The 13,355-nt window shown below is 68.0% G+C and carries 13 protein-coding genes and 2 pseudogenes; 7 read left to right on the forward strand and 8 right to left on the reverse strand.

Features of this window, described 5'->3' with window-relative positions:
* Positions 1 to 215: 215 nt before the first annotated feature.
* Positions 216 to 692, forward strand: coding sequence for a YfbM family protein (locus ACLJOK_RS04415; protein WP_410816286.1), 477 nt, complete (start codon positions 216 to 218; stop codon positions 690 to 692).
* 232 nt (positions 693 to 924) lie between these two features.
* Here ACLJOK_RS04415 and ACLJOK_RS04420 read toward each other — a convergent pair whose 3' ends face one another.
* The 5 genes from ACLJOK_RS04420 to ACLJOK_RS04440 form a co-directional block, all read right to left on the reverse strand.
* Positions 925 to 2,421, reverse strand: a complete 1,497-nt coding sequence (locus ACLJOK_RS04420) for a sulfatase (protein WP_410816288.1) — start codon at positions 2,419 to 2,421, stop codon at positions 925 to 927.
* A 125-nt stretch (positions 2,422 to 2,546) separates the two neighbouring features.
* The gene (locus ACLJOK_RS04425) at positions 2,547 to 2,810 is read right to left on the reverse strand and encodes a hypothetical protein (protein WP_410816290.1); all 264 of its coding nucleotides are present in this window, start codon (positions 2,808 to 2,810) and stop codon (positions 2,547 to 2,549) included.
* Complete coding sequence (locus tag ACLJOK_RS04430) at positions 2,807 to 3,238, reverse strand: hypothetical protein (protein WP_410816291.1); 432 nt, start codon at positions 3,236 to 3,238, stop codon at positions 2,807 to 2,809. Before ACLJOK_RS04430 ends, ACLJOK_RS04425 begins: the two co-directional genes overlap by 4 nt.
* 110 nt (positions 3,239 to 3,348) lie before the next feature.
* Positions 3,349 to 3,606 carry a recombinase family protein gene (locus ACLJOK_RS04435; protein ID WP_410819263.1) on the reverse strand — a complete coding sequence of 86 codons (258 nt, stop codon included), beginning with the start codon at positions 3,604 to 3,606 and terminating at the stop codon, positions 3,349 to 3,351.
* A 21-nt stretch (positions 3,607 to 3,627) separates the two neighbouring features.
* Positions 3,628 to 4,416, reverse strand: coding sequence for an SGNH/GDSL hydrolase family protein (locus tag ACLJOK_RS04440; protein ID WP_357178101.1), 789 nt, complete (start codon positions 4,414 to 4,416; stop codon positions 3,628 to 3,630).
* Positions 4,417 to 4,469: 53 nt separating this feature from the next.
* On the opposite strand from ACLJOK_RS04440, the gene ACLJOK_RS04445 reads away from it, so the two are divergent.
* From ACLJOK_RS04445 to ACLJOK_RS04455, 3 genes and pseudogenes are all read left to right on the forward strand, one after another.
* Positions 4,470 to 5,111, forward strand: coding sequence for a TetR/AcrR family transcriptional regulator (locus ACLJOK_RS04445; protein WP_410816292.1), 642 nt, complete (start codon positions 4,470 to 4,472; stop codon positions 5,109 to 5,111).
* A gap of 3 nt (positions 5,112 to 5,114) precedes the next feature.
* Positions 5,115 to 5,294: pseudogene (locus ACLJOK_RS04450) on the forward strand (DNA polymerase beta superfamily protein); the annotation flags it as partial.
* Positions 5,291 to 5,832: pseudogene (locus ACLJOK_RS04455) on the forward strand (DNA polymerase beta superfamily protein); the annotation flags it as partial. The pseudogenes ACLJOK_RS04450 and ACLJOK_RS04455, both read left to right, overlap by 4 nt.
* Before the next feature lie 516 nt (positions 5,833 to 6,348).
* Here ACLJOK_RS04455 and ACLJOK_RS04460 read toward each other — a convergent pair.
* A complete protein-coding gene (locus tag ACLJOK_RS04460; protein WP_410816294.1) occupies positions 6,349 to 7,149 on the reverse strand; it encodes a helix-turn-helix transcriptional regulator in 801 nt (266 codons plus the stop codon).
* 95 nt (positions 7,150 to 7,244) lie between these two features.
* Between ACLJOK_RS04460 and ACLJOK_RS04465 the strand changes: the two genes are divergently transcribed.
* Together ACLJOK_RS04465 and ACLJOK_RS04470 are read left to right on the forward strand one after the other, a co-directional pair.
* Positions 7,245 to 7,721, forward strand: coding sequence for a VOC family protein (locus ACLJOK_RS04465; protein WP_410816296.1), 477 nt, complete (start codon positions 7,245 to 7,247; stop codon positions 7,719 to 7,721).
* Between the two features lie 94 nt (positions 7,722 to 7,815).
* A complete protein-coding gene (locus tag ACLJOK_RS04470) occupies positions 7,816 to 10,512 on the forward strand; it encodes an AAA family ATPase (RefSeq protein WP_410816297.1) in 2,697 nt (898 codons plus the stop codon).
* Positions 10,513 to 10,571: 59 nt separating this feature from the next.
* Here the strand turns inward: ACLJOK_RS04470 and ACLJOK_RS04475 are convergent, their stop codons facing one another.
* Both ACLJOK_RS04475 and ACLJOK_RS04480 read right to left on the reverse strand, forming a co-directional pair.
* Positions 10,572 to 11,210 (reverse strand): SRPBCC family protein, encoded by a 639-nt coding sequence (locus ACLJOK_RS04475; RefSeq protein ID WP_410816299.1) that lies wholly within the window; start codon positions 11,208 to 11,210, stop codon positions 10,572 to 10,574.
* On the reverse strand, positions 11,207 to 11,692 hold the full coding sequence (locus ACLJOK_RS04480) for an SRPBCC family protein (protein ID WP_410816300.1): 486 nt from the start codon (positions 11,690 to 11,692) through the stop codon (positions 11,207 to 11,209). Before ACLJOK_RS04480 ends, ACLJOK_RS04475 begins: the two co-directional genes overlap by 4 nt.
* Before the next feature lie 502 nt (positions 11,693 to 12,194).
* Between ACLJOK_RS04480 and ACLJOK_RS04485 the strand changes: the two genes are divergently transcribed.
* Positions 12,195 to 13,238 (forward strand): DUF808 domain-containing protein, encoded by a 1,044-nt coding sequence (locus ACLJOK_RS04485; RefSeq protein ID WP_410816301.1) that lies wholly within the window; start codon positions 12,195 to 12,197, stop codon positions 13,236 to 13,238.
* The last annotated feature ends 117 nt before the right edge of the window (positions 13,239 to 13,355 follow it).

Below are 13,355 nucleotides of genomic sequence, written 5' to 3' on the forward strand. Positions count from 1 at the left end.
GGGTCTCGCACTGCTCTTCGCTGCCATCCGCTGCCATCCGCTGCTCAATGAATAGGTGAACGTCCTTCACGGGCATGACCTTCGATTGACATGATCGCCTTGACCTGCGCACACACCCCTGGCAGGCGACATGGAGCCTTGTCGACCGCTTCGCAGAACCGCGGAGCACTCCGCGGTGAAACAGCGTCCAGTGCACGCCCCGTACGATCGCCGGCATGTTAGGGGTGCACTTCGCCATTACGTCCGAGCAGGAGCGCTTGCTGCTAGCGGCAGACGACGACAAGGTGGGCGAGTTCCTTGAGGAGATAGAGGAATCTCGGGACGACAACGCTTTGACGGTAGACACCGACAAAGCCTGGGATGCGATCCACCGCTGCCTGACCGATGGCACGCTCGACCCAGACGGCGGCCTGTATCCGTGGTCTCACGCGGTGCTCGGTGGCCGGCAACTACACGATGACTCTTACGTCGTGTACATCAGCGCCGCCGAGGTGAGGGATGTGGCCGAGGCACTGCGAACTGTCGACCGAACCTGGCTACGCCGCCGCTTCGATGCGATCGATGGTCGCGACTACGGCGGTGCCCAGGACGACGAAGATTTCGAGTACACATGGAACAACTTTGATGATGTTCAGACGTTCTACGAGCGGGCCGCCGCGGCGGCCCGCTCAGTAATCTTCACCGCCACCTGAGTCAAGATCAGGCGACTCATCTACCCCTCAGGGGGTTAGCCGGTGTGCTCTCGTCGCCCTGAACGTCGAGAGGCATCAGGACCTCACGATCGACTGCTCATCTAATGAGTAGCCTCTCCGATCCGTCGTGCTCGTGCGGCGCCAAATGCGTCCGGCCCGGCGAGGCCGGCGATCGGCCCTGGCCTGCGACGGGGTGAGGCCGCAGGTCAGGGCCGTTGCGGTTCATGCGCCGTCAAGCCGGCACGTGACCTGCCGTCCAGCACGCCGAGTGGCTGTGGCAGGCGACGTACGCCGCGAGCGCGTTGTGCAGCGCCGCCAGTCGCGTTGCCGAGAGCCCGGCGGCGATGTTGTAGAGCTGGTGGGGGTCGATGGTTCGGTTGTAGTACTCGCGTTCGCCGTTTGAGTACTCGACGTAGGTGTAGGTCGCTGTCCGTAGGGCGTCGTAGGTGACGGGGCTGCCGTTGCGGCGGTCCTGGGCGTCGGGGTCGTCGGCCGTCTGGTTGGGGCCGTGGTGCTCGATCAGCGCCCCGGTACGCCAGTTCAATGCCGGGTCGCCCTGCGCGAGGGGGAGCAGGTTGCGCCCGTCGACGTGTGTGCCGACGTCGGCGGCGCCGATGCGTTGGAAGGTTGGTGCGAGGTCGATGTTCTGCACGATCTCGGCACGTTGCGATCCGGGGACGACGCCCGGCCCGGCGACGACGAGCGGTACCCGTACGTCAGTGTCGAAGGCGGTTTGCTTGCCCCCGGTGAGCCGGTACTCGCCCATGTGGAAGCCGTTGTCGGAGCTGAACACCATGTAGGTGTTGTCGGCGATGCCGCTGGTGGTGAGTTGGGCGCGCAGGTTGCCGATGAGCCGGTCGACGGCCTGCACGGACTGGGCGCGCTTGCGGAAGTTCGTGTCCAGGGTGCTCTTCTCCTGCGCGGTCAGCGGTCCGTTGCCGGCCAGCCAGGATGGCGGGTTGGTGGGCAGTCGGTCGTATGCTGCGGTGCGCGGGGCGGTGAGTCCGGGAAAATCGTCGAGGTCTTGGTTGGCCGGGGTGAACGGGCTGTGCGGGGCGAAGGTCGAGACTTCCAGCAGGAAGGGCGTGTTGGCCGCCGCCGAGCGCTGGATGAAGTCTTCGCCCTTGCGCGACAGCACGTTGGTCAGATAGTCGGCCGGTTGGTTGCCGTAGTGCACGACGGTGTGGTTCTCGTTGAGGTCGTAGTTGTACTCGGAGTACCCGTTGCCGGCCACGTACCACTCCGACCAGCCGGGTGGGACGTACGGCAGCGAACCACCCTGTGTGTCCGCCGGTAGGTAGCCGTTGAGGTACTTGCCGAGGAAGCCGGTCCGGTAGCCCTTGCCCTGCAATGCGGTAGCGAAGGTGCGGTTCTCGTTGCCCCGGCCCTTGAAGACCGCGAACCCGCCGTCGGCTCCACCATTGGTGAACACGCCGGTGTCGTGTGGGAACTGACCGGTGAGGATCGACGAGCGCGACGGGCAGCACAGCGAGTCGGTCACCGTGTAGTTGGTGAAGGTGACCCCCTCACTCTGTAGTCGCTGCACCTGCGGCAGGTATTGCACGAGGTTCCACGCGAGGTCATCGACGAGGACGAAGATGATGTTGGGTGCGGTGGCAGTGGACGCCGGGGGAGCGGGCTCCGCGCCGCGTGCCGGTGTCCAGGCTGCGAGCAGAGTCAGCCCGGCCACGAGGGTGGCGGCGAGGAGGCGTCGGTAGGTGATAGCCATGCTGCCAAGCCTGGTTAAGACTTGTCAGCATATATTCAACAAGCGGTGATGATCCGATCAACACCCCGGTAGCCGCACAGCCCGGCCCGACCTCTTCGGCAAGGCCGAAGAGGTCACCACCTTAGCTAGGGTTGCGCGAGCTTCAGAGTTGCGCTGAGCGTCATCGGCGGTGGGGCAATGGTTCGTGTCGCCCCTCGGACACAAATGATTTGCCCACGGTGTGCGCTGAGATCCACTGCAGCGCGCACCGTTTGCGTTTCGGTCTGGTAGGTGACTCGGAGTCCGAGTTGCCGGTAGACCTCGGCTTTGTCGTCCGGGTCGGCGTCGCGCAGCACGGCGACGATGTCGCCGAGCGCTCGGACCAGGTCGGCGATCTGGGAGCGGCTCATCCGGCGCGGCTCGGTCTGCTGGGTCGTTTGAAGATCAGCTTCGGCTCGTGTCCGTTCGGCCTGGCTTTGGTGATCCAACCGGTGACTAGTGCGGGGTCTGCGCCGGCGTCGAGGGCGGCCCGGTACTGGGCGAGCTTTGCGTCACAGGCCGCGATCGTGGCCTGTGCTGCGGCCGTCTGTGGCGTTGTGTCCGTTGGTTGGGCGTCGCACATGGCGGTGATCGTTTGGTCGAGGTGGTCCGGGGTGAACGCGGATGCCAGCCACTCGTCGAGCGGGTCGGTGAGGGCGTCCTCGCGCAGGTAGACGTTGCGGGGGTGTTCGACCTCGTTGGCCAGGGCGTATTCCTGGGGGAAGCGGCAGCGGTAGTAGGCGGCGCCGTGGTTGTACTGGCCTTGCATGCATCGCTGGCAGACGGCGCAGTAGATCATCCCCCGGAAGACGTAGGGGTTGCGGGCGCGGCGTTGGCGCTCCTGACGGTCGACGGCTCGCGCGCGACGGGTGAGTAGGGCTTGAGCCTGCTCGAAGGTCTCGTCGTCGATCAGGGGCGGATGGGTGATCTCTTTCGAGGATGGCCGCTTTTGGACCAGGCGATGCCGCTGCGGTGTCTGTTGCGGGCCCGGTCGTGTGCTGATGGGCAGGGCACGTGGTTGGCGGTGAGTCCTTCGGCGATGGCGAATAGTCCGTAGCCGGCGAGGAATTCGTCGAAGATCCGGCGGACGATGGGGGAGGTCTGGGCCTCCGGGGTGAGCCCGCGGAGGTGTCTGCCGTCGGCGGCCTCCCCGTTGCCGCAGGTCAGAGTCGGCGCGGCGTCCTTGAACTACACCCAACGGCTGGCTTTCTCCGCGGTCGCGTCGTGCGTGTGGCCGTCCTGCTGGTGGGCAACATCCGATTCCGCGGCCATCGGCAGGACCGCCTCGAGGATCGTGGCCGTCTGTGCAGCGAGCGTTCGGCCCCACACGCGGTATCCAGCTGGACCGGGATGGAAGCGATCCGAGGCGTAGAAGTCGTCTCGTTCGACGGGCAGGTGCCCGACCGGCAAGTGGAACACGCTCTTGTCCCGTCGAGCCACGCCGGTGAGTTGCCGGTCCAGCCGGCGCGCGTGCATCCCAAGCAGCAGCCGCACTGGCGCGGGCAGGGCGGGAAAGCGGTGCACGGGGGGCAGCCCCGCCAAAAGCACAGGGATCGGGGCACCGACCCGACGCCTAATCACCGCCACCAGAAGCTCGACATCGCTCCGAAACCGGCGGGGCCGCCGCAGCCGGACCGCATCGTTGACCCCCACCACCACAAGGACCACCTGCGGGCTCCATCGCGTGTGTGGATCTGTAATGCCGTCCATCAGGTCTGTTCGGATCGTTCTGGCCGTCGCTCCCGATCGTGCCACGACCCGCCAGGACAGGTGCCGCCCAGTCAATGCGGCGAGCGCAGCCGCAGTCTGACCGGCCAAGGCCGTCTGATGGTCGGCAGCACCGACCCCGGCCGCCGCGGAGTCGCCGAGCACAGCCAGCCGAAGGGGCTCTCCGCCGCCGGCCACTGTTCCCCAGTCGTCTCCCTGCGCTTCGGCAAGTCGCGGGATCCGTGCCCGGATCCGAGCCGCACCCAACATGCCACCATCCCCTCATAACGCTGTTATGCCAATAACACCGTTATGATGAACTCGTGTCAAGAGCGAGTACTGATCAGCGGCAGGAACTCGTCGAAGTCGCTGCTCGGCTGCTGACCGAGCAGGGACCCCGGTCGCTGTCCGCGCGGGCACTGGCACGCGAGACAGGCACGTCCACGATGGCCATCTACACGTACTTTGGCGGCATGCCCGGCCTGGTGAGGGCTGTCATCCAGGAAGGCTTTTCCCGGCTGGCCGACCGGTTGGCGACGGTAAAAGCCAGCGACGATCCCGTCGCTGACAGCTTCCAGTTGGCAATCGCGTACCGGCGATCCGCGCACTTGGCGCCTCACCTGTACGCCGTGATGTTCGGCGGTTCAAGCATCGCAGGGTTCCAGTTGTCAGAAGAAGACCGACACCTCGGTCTCTACACGCTGCGCGTGGCCCGGGATGCCATCACCCGATGCATCCAGACGGGCCGGTTCCGTCCCGCCGACCCCTGGTCCATCACCCAACACACGTGGTGTCAGCTCCACGGGCTAGTCAGCCTCGAACTTGCCGGCTTCCTCACGTCAGCCCGCCCATTCAACGACGAGTTCTGCGGGTACCTACGGGACCTTGCGGTTGGTGCCGGCGACACACTCGAGCAAGCCCAGGCATCGATGGCGCTAGCCCTAGACAGGGTGAACAACACCTGACGGCAGCTTGTCGAGCGGCATACGGTTCTCGCCGTTGTGGTCGGGTCGCGGGCGTACGGGCTCCATGACCTGGCCTCCGACTACGACCGGCGTGGTGTGTAGGTGGCGCCCACGCAGGCGTTCTCTCATCCCGACAAGCCGCCCACTCACCTCGACGGCCCAGCGGTGGAGCAGCTCTCCTGGGGTTCGAGCGCTTCTGGCCGCCGTCGGCCGCCGAGGTAGCCCGCGCCCTGCCCGTCCGCTGCTGTTCGTCACCGTTAGCGGTGCGCATCTGTACGGATTCGCCTCCATCGACTCCGACCTGGATCTGCGGGCCGTGCACCTGGTCCCGGCTGAGGAGGTTGTCGGGTTGCGCACCGGTCCGCAGACGTTGCAGCACCTGGGCGTGCGCGACGGTGTCGAGTTGAAAGCGGTCAGCCACGATCTGCTGAAGGTCGTCAAGCTGCTGAACGGCCGCAACGGGTACGTTCTGGAGCAGGCGCTGTCACCGCTGGTGGTGGTGACCACTGAGGTGCACGCCGAACTTATTTCCTTGGCCCCGCGGCTGGTCACCCGTCACCATGCGCACCACTACCTCGGATTCGCGGCAACCTAGGAGGAGTTGTACGCCAAAACCGGGCAGCTCAAGCCTGCGCTGTACACGCTGCGAGTCCTGCTCACCGGGATCCACCTGATGCGGACCGGCCGCGTAGGGACGAGCCTTGGCGCAGGCCCTTCAGGCTGCCGTGAGGGTACGAGCCGAGCGCCGAGACGCCGCGCCCGAAGTGCTCACCGACGCAGGACTGAGACGAGGGATCTGACCTGCGGTGATGCGGCTGAGCGCTGCGGCGTGACCACTCAGTGCTTTCTGTAGTAACCGATGACAGCGCGTACGTGGCGGATGGGTGCCGATAGTGTCTTCGGCGTGGACGCGAACGAGACCACGCCGCATCTGTTTCCCAATCGCTTTGCGGATGCGGTGGGACCCAATGCAGGTGATCCGGCGCCCGCGATCACTGCCGCTGCGTCGGCCACTCGGTCGCGACCCGGCCGAACAACATCGTCTTCCACGCGGACCGTCAGGACACCGAGGCGGCGGGTTGGCGGCATCGGCTAGCGCTGATCGACGAGCCGCAGCGGATGGGCGGACGGCGTTCAAGTCGTTCGTGGAGCTGACTGCGCCTGAACGGCGGCAGATCGTCATGCTACCGGCGACGATCGCGAAGCTGAGCGGCCTCGAGGTCCGGATCCGGTCCCGTCAACCCAGTCGATCCAGCTTCTCGCGAGCGGTGGTGTCGGGCCGAGGCGTGAGGACCACGAGGCGCAGGTCGGTGTTCTGGGTGGTCAAAACGTTGGCGTCCAGCGGGATGGCCCCCACGTCCGGGTGTACGGCGGTCTTGTGCGCGCTCTCGTGATTGGCCACCGCGCGGAGGGCCCAGAGGCGGCAGAACCTGTCGTTTCCGGCCATCCGCGAGATCAGTGCCGCCACGTTGGGATCGTTCGGATAGCGGGCGCTGGTGGCGCGCAGGTCGGCCACCAACGACTGCTCGAAGTAGGCGCGCTCGGTGTCGGTCTGGCGGACTCGGGGGTTTCGGGACTCGAACTGGACGATCAAGGCGTTGCGATCGTCGGCGGTGGCGCCGGCGGGGTCGCCGAAGACGGCCGCGAACAGCCGGTTCCAGTGCAGCAGCCGCCACACGGCGTCGTAGACGGCCACCGGGGTGTCGTCGAGGTGGTCGATGACGCGGTGCAGGCTGCTGGGGATCAGGTGGGGTATCCGGTCCGGGGCCGCGGCGAAGCCGGCAAGGCGCATCAGGTGCGCCTGCTCGTCGTCAGAGAGTCGTAACGCGCGGGCCAGGGAGGTGCACACCTGCGCCGATGGTGTGGCGGCCCGGCCCTGTTCGAGGCGTGCCACGTATTCGGGGGAGATGCCGGCCAGTGCTGCCAGCTCGCTGCGTCGTAGCCCGACGACGCGGCGACGAGAGGCGTTCGTGAGACCGACAGCGGCCGGGTCCGTGCGATCCCGCCAGGCCCGCAGCGCGGCTCCGAGGTCATTCATGAACCCCATGATCCGCCATCGGTCCGGGGAGCTGGGTGGTACCAGCGGTACGCGGAAGACCTGTGCCTTCCACAGTGCTGGCTCGGCCCTTCAGGATGGAGATCATGAGCAGAGTGACCAGAATGCATCACATCGGAGTGCCGGTCAGCGATTTGGCGCGGTCGGTGAGGTGGTACGAAGACGTCCTCGGCATCGCGCCGAGCGGCATGACGATCTCGGCGACGAACCCGGCGATCGGTGCGGTTGTCGAGGTCGAGAACGCGTCGATGCGGGCATCCTTCGCGTTGGCCGGTGACAACGTCCTGCTGGAACTCATCCAGTACGACAGCCCGCAGCCGAGGCCCTTCGCCGGGCGCAACTCTGACGTTGGGGTGATGCACCTGTGTTTTGAGGTCGACGACCTCGACTCGGCGCACCGCGACCTGGTGCGGCGGGGCGTGCACGTCAACGCCGATCCGGTCGTGCTCCAGGACGGCGATGGCGTCGAAGCGGGGGCGCTGGCAGGGACGAAGATCCTTTATCTCCGTGACCCCGACGGCATCCAGCTGGAACTGTTCGAGTTGCCCTCGTAGGAGCGCCGACTCCGGACCCGGCGCCCGTCCCGGATACCATCGGTGGGGCCGAACAACCGGAGGGCATCATTCGTCCGGCGACACGCAGAAGCTGATGACAGATATCAGGTCGGGATTGTTCGTCGCTCGCGTGGCGGAGTTGGGCGAGATCGCCTCGGTGACGGCAGCCGCGGCGCGGGGCCGTGGCGGGGCGATGCTCGTTCTCGGTGATGCGGGGATCGGCAAGTCGACGCTCATCGGTGCGGCCGCTTCGCGGCTCGACGGATGGCGGGTGCTGCGGGCCGGTGGTGTCGAGTTCGAGAGCGAGCTGCCCTACTCGGCCCTGCACCAGTTGTGCGCCCCCGTGCTCGACCACCGCGCTGGGCTCCCCGTGCCGCAGCGGAGCGCGCTCGACGCGGTGTTCGGGCTGCAGGCCGGGGCCACGCCGACCCCGATGCTTGTCGGCCTGGCCGTTCTCGGCCTGCTGAGTGCCGTAGGCCGGCGCAGGCCGGTGTTCTGCGTGGTCGACGACGTGCAGTGGATCGACTCCGGCTCGCGGCAGGTACTGGCCTTCGTCGCGGCACGCGTTGCGGCGGAGCGGGTCGCCATGGTGTTCGCTGGCCGTGACGCCGCCTCGGTGTCGGGGCTCGGTCGCCTGCCCGCCCTCACTCTCACCGGGCTCAACGATTCGGAATCCCTCACCCTGCTGCGGTATCGGGCGCCATTCGGCCACGAGGCGGCGATCGTGCAACGGATCCTCGCCGAAGCGGCCGGCAACCCGCTCGCCCTGGTGGAGTTCGCCCGCGACGCCGGACCGTTCGGGCTACCCGGGGACGCCGGGCACCGCGCCGTGGAACACCGGTTCGTGAGTCGGTTCCTGCGGCTGCCGGCACCCACGCGCTCGGTTCTGGCGCTGGCTGCGGCGGAGCCGACAGGCGACCTCGTTCTGCTGCGCCGCGCGATGGCGATCCAGGGGCTGGACGCCGTGGACCTGGCCGCGGCCGAGGACAGCGGCCTGTTGGTGGCCGGGCCCCGGGTGCACTTCCGGCATCCGTTGGCGCGTTCCGCGGTGTACCTGTCGACTGGCGCCGGGGCGCGACGGCAGGCGCACGCGTCGCTCGCCGCCGGTACGGACGCCGACGTCGATCCCGACCGTCGCGCCTGGCACCAGGCGAACGCGATCACCGGCCCGGATGAGGAGACCGCGGCCGAGCTGGAGCGTTCGGCCGGGCGGGCACAGCGCCGCGGCGGACTCGCGGCCGTGGCCGCGTTCCTCGAGCGCGCGGCCCGACTGACACCCGGCCGGTCGCGGCGGGCCCGCCGGTTGTTGTCCGCGGCCCGGGCGCGGTTGGGCTCGGGGGCACCATCTGCCGCCCGGGAGTTGGTGTACGAGGCCGAGCGTCTCCACCCGGAGCCCGCCGACCGCCACGCCGCGCGGCTGCTGCGCGCCACGATCGACTATCACGTGGCGCGCACCATCCCGGCGACGATCGCGCTCATCGACGCGGCCGACGGCGTGGGGCCCGACGAGGTCCGCGAGACCTACCTGGAGGCGTTCGCGTCGCTCATGTTCAGCGTCGACGAGCCGGGGAGGTTACGGCGGCTCGCCCTGCACATCCGGGAACGGGTACCCCAGCGTCAGCCGCCACGTCCGGTTGACCTGCTGCTGCGGGCATTGGTCGAGCAGCATCTTCGCCCGGTGGACGAGGCGCTGCCCATGATGCGCCGTACGGTCGACGCCTTCCGGGACCACGCCCGCACGCCCGGCGCGGATCCGGGGTGGATGGAACGTGCCTGTGTGTTGAGCGTCGACATCGGTGACAGCGATGCCATGGAGCAGATCGCCGACCGTCAGGTGGAACTCGCCCGGGCGCAGGGGGCCTACGCGATCCTTCCCCATGCGTTGCGCTTCCAGGCGGTCGCCCGGACGATCGTGGGTCGCTTCGCCGACGCGCAGGTCTGCATCATCGAGGCGCGTGCGGTCGACGAGGCCGCCGGGACGTCAAACCTCGTCGGGTCCGACCTGATGCTTGCCGCCTGGAGCGGGGACGTCGAACGGTTCCGCGAGATCCGGGAGAAGCTGCGCGACTGGGTGGGGGTGAAACCCACCGCGCTGCACTACGCGATCGGCGTTCTATGCAACGGCAGCGGCGACCATGAGGCCGCGATTGACGCGTTGCTGCTCGTACGGGACCAGCACCGGCGCGGGGCGTACGCCGCCTCCGTCTTCCACCACGAGATGGTCGAAGCCGCCGCGTACGTCGGACGTCCCGAAGAAGCCAAGGAATCGGCTAAATGGATCGGGGATGTCGCACGGGTCAACCCGAACGCGTGGACGACCGGTGCGCATCTACTGGCGAGTGCGCTGCTCGACCCGGGGCTCGGCGCGCAGGACAACTACCGTGCCGCGATCAGCCGGTTCGCCGGGAGCAGGATGCGAGTCCACTACGCGCGTGCCCGACTGCTCTACGGGCAGTGGCTGCGACGGGTCGGCCGTCGCGCCGAGGCGCGGGCGGAGCTGCGCGCCTCGCACGAACTGCTCTCCACCATCGGCGCGCGCGGGTTCGCCGGCCGCGCCGCCCGCGAACTAGATGCCATCGGCGAGCCGACCCTGGCCGACGACGCCGATCCGCTCGCGGCGCTGACCGCACGGGAACTACTCGTCGCCCGCAAGGTCGCCTCCGGCGCGGGTACCAAGGAGGTCGCCGCGCTGCTGTTCGTCAGCCCGCGAACGATCGACGCTCACCTGCGCAACCTCTACCGCAAACTGGGCATCACCTCACGCCGGCAGCTACGAGAACTACTCCGCTGACGGAGCCGGGCGACGAAAGGGCCCCGCCGGCACGAGACCGGCGGGGCCCTTGGGTCGCGTCAGCGCCGGGGACGGTCACACTCCCGTTCGGCACGCGTCTTCAGCTCCGTCAGCCACGTCTCCAGGCCCGCCCTGAGAGCCGCGGTGGAGAAGGCGACGTCCTGCTCCACCTGGTCACCGCGCCACGTCTCCTCGGTACGCACGAGAACCCGGCCGCCGATCTCAGTGAACGTCCACACGTGCACCCCTTCGTCGATGCGCAGACCCGCACCGATCGCCGGGCCGTCCCACCGAAGGCACCTCTGGTGCCGAAGCTGCCGGACTGTGGACGTGACGACGAGGGTCGTGGCCTGATTCAGCGCGGTCTCGGGGACGGGTGTCGTCCATCGGAAGGATGAACCGGGACGCAGTGGGCCACGATCGAGCCGCTTGCTGGACAAAACGGGCTTCTGCCACGACGGCCAGCTTTCCACGTCCGTCTGCAACTTCCAGACGGTCCGTAGCGGAGCGTCGATCGTCGTCTCCGTCCGATAGTGAATCTTCGCCGCGGTGTCGACAGTCCGTCCCGCACAGCTCACCGTCGCGCGGTCGGAGCCAACATCACGCCCGACCTCGGCCCGAGCCGGCGCACCTGCGGCGCCCACGAGGCCGGCCACAACCACTGCCGTCGCGGCGGCGGCGAACACACGGTTCTTCACGACGCGGTCACCGCCTCGGCGGCACCCTTGAGTCGTTCCAGCCACCTGGCGAGGGTCGTGTCGAGGCCCTCCTGGAACGGCGCGGGGTCGGCATCGACAGGCGGGCCGGCGAAGGACTCCTCGGTCGACACCTCCACACCGTCGCCGGCTGGAGTGAGAGCCCAGACGTGGACGCCGAGGACCCCGTCCGGTCCGTCACCGTATCCCCGCCAGACGAGGCGTTCCCGCGGCCGTACCTGAACGATCGTCGACTCGATCTCCATGCCCGCGGCCGACCAGCGGAACACGGAGCCCGGCGCGATCGGACCGGGTGTTTCCACGCGTGCGTACGCGATGTCTGGCAGCCAGGTTGTCCATGCGTCGATGTCGGTGAGGATCCGCCACACGGCTTCCGCCGACGCGGTCACCGTGACGCTGTGGCGGCTGACCACCGGGGCCGACACGTCAATGCCGGCCTCGTCGGTGTCCGTAATGTTCTCCATCGTGAAGCCTCTCTGCGGTCACTGACCATCGGATCGCCGGGCATGAGAGCGAGCCGCTCGATCCACACCCGGCAGATGCGATCGTGCCAAGACGGCAACCGCTACACATCGGCAAGAACTACCTAGTTCGCGGTACGTGCGCCGGCCAGCCGTCGGCGCGGGTTCTGCCTGCGCTGTGTGTGGCAACCGCCCCCGCGCCCTCCTGCCGCGGTTGACCTCTTCGGCGGCACCGAAGAGGTCCCACGTCCGCTCAGCAGAGTTACGAAGGTCTAGCTTCCATCTACGCCGGCCCTGGCTAACGGTGACTGCGGCGGACGGGTTCGGCCTGAGCTGGCGCCAGGTGATGACCCGGACGCGGTGGTGGCGGGTCGTCGGCCGAGCGCGATAGTCGCTCACCTCGAGCTCTCGCCCGATATGCGACCGGGTGGTGGCGTGCCGCGCGCAGGGACCTGAGCGAGAATGGTCCAGTTCGAATTCTGCGCAACCCTGGAAGGACCCTCCCTTGGCCGGTGGACTCGTAGCCCTGCTGGATGACGTGGCGGTGCTGGCCCGGGCCGCTGCAGCGTCGATCGATGACATCGGGGCGGCCGCCGCGAAGGCCGGCGCCAAGGCTGCGGGTGTCGTCGTCGACGATGCTGCCGTCACGCCGCAGTACGTGCGGAGCCTGGCGTCCGAGCGCGAGTTGCCGATTATCAAGCGCATTGCTGTGGGGTCGCTGCGCAACAAGTTCTTCATCATCCTGCCGGCGGTGCTGCTGCTCAGTCAGTTCGTGCCTTGGCTGCTCACCCCGATCCTCATGCTCGGCGGCGCCTACCTCTGTTATGAAGGCGCGGAGAAGGTGTGGGCCAAGATCGCCCATCACGGTGCCTCCGGCGCGGGCGAGGATGAGGTGCAGGACGAGACGACACTGGTGTCTGGGGCGGTACGAACCGACCTGATCCTCTCGGCGGAGATCATGGTCATCAGCCTTAACGAGGTGATCGATGAGGCGTTCTGGTCCCGCCTGGCGATCCTGGCTGTCGTCGCCGTCGTCATAACCGTCCTGGTGTACGGCGTGGTGGCCCTGATCGTAAAGATGGACGACGCCGGGCTGCGCCTGTCGCAACGTTCCGGCGCCGTCGCCACGTTCGGCCGCGGTCTGGTGAGGGCGATGCCGGTTGTCCTCACCGTGCTGACGGTAGTCGGCACCGCGGCGATGCTGTGGGTGGGCGGGCACATCCTGCTGCTGGGCACGAACGAGCTGAACCTGCACTTCCTGTACGAGGCCGTGCACCACGTGGAGGTCGCCGCCCACGACGCCACGGGTGTTCTCGGCGGGCTCGTCGGCTGGCTCGTCAACACGGTGGCCAGCGCGATCCTCGGGCTGATCGTCGGAGCGCTGGTCGTGCTGGTCATGACTCTCACGCTCCACCGCCGCACATCCAAGGCTGCGGCTGCGGCTGCGGCTGCGGCGGCCACGACTCGTACTGACGGCACCATCCCCGCGCCGCCGAGCCGTGCATCTCGGCGTCTCGACGCTCCTGCGGATCGAGCGCCGCGCGGTTGACCGCAAGATCATCGCAACTCGACCACGCGGTCAGGCGTCCTGGTGTCGAGCCGCGCTCAACCCGGCTGAGCTGCGCGGGTCGTCCCGGGCCGACCTGCGGCCCTTCGTGCTCTTCCT

The organism is Micromonospora sp. 050-3 (assembly GCF_046549335.1).
GTDB lineage: Bacteria > Actinomycetota > Actinomycetes > Mycobacteriales > Micromonosporaceae > Micromonospora > Micromonospora trifolii.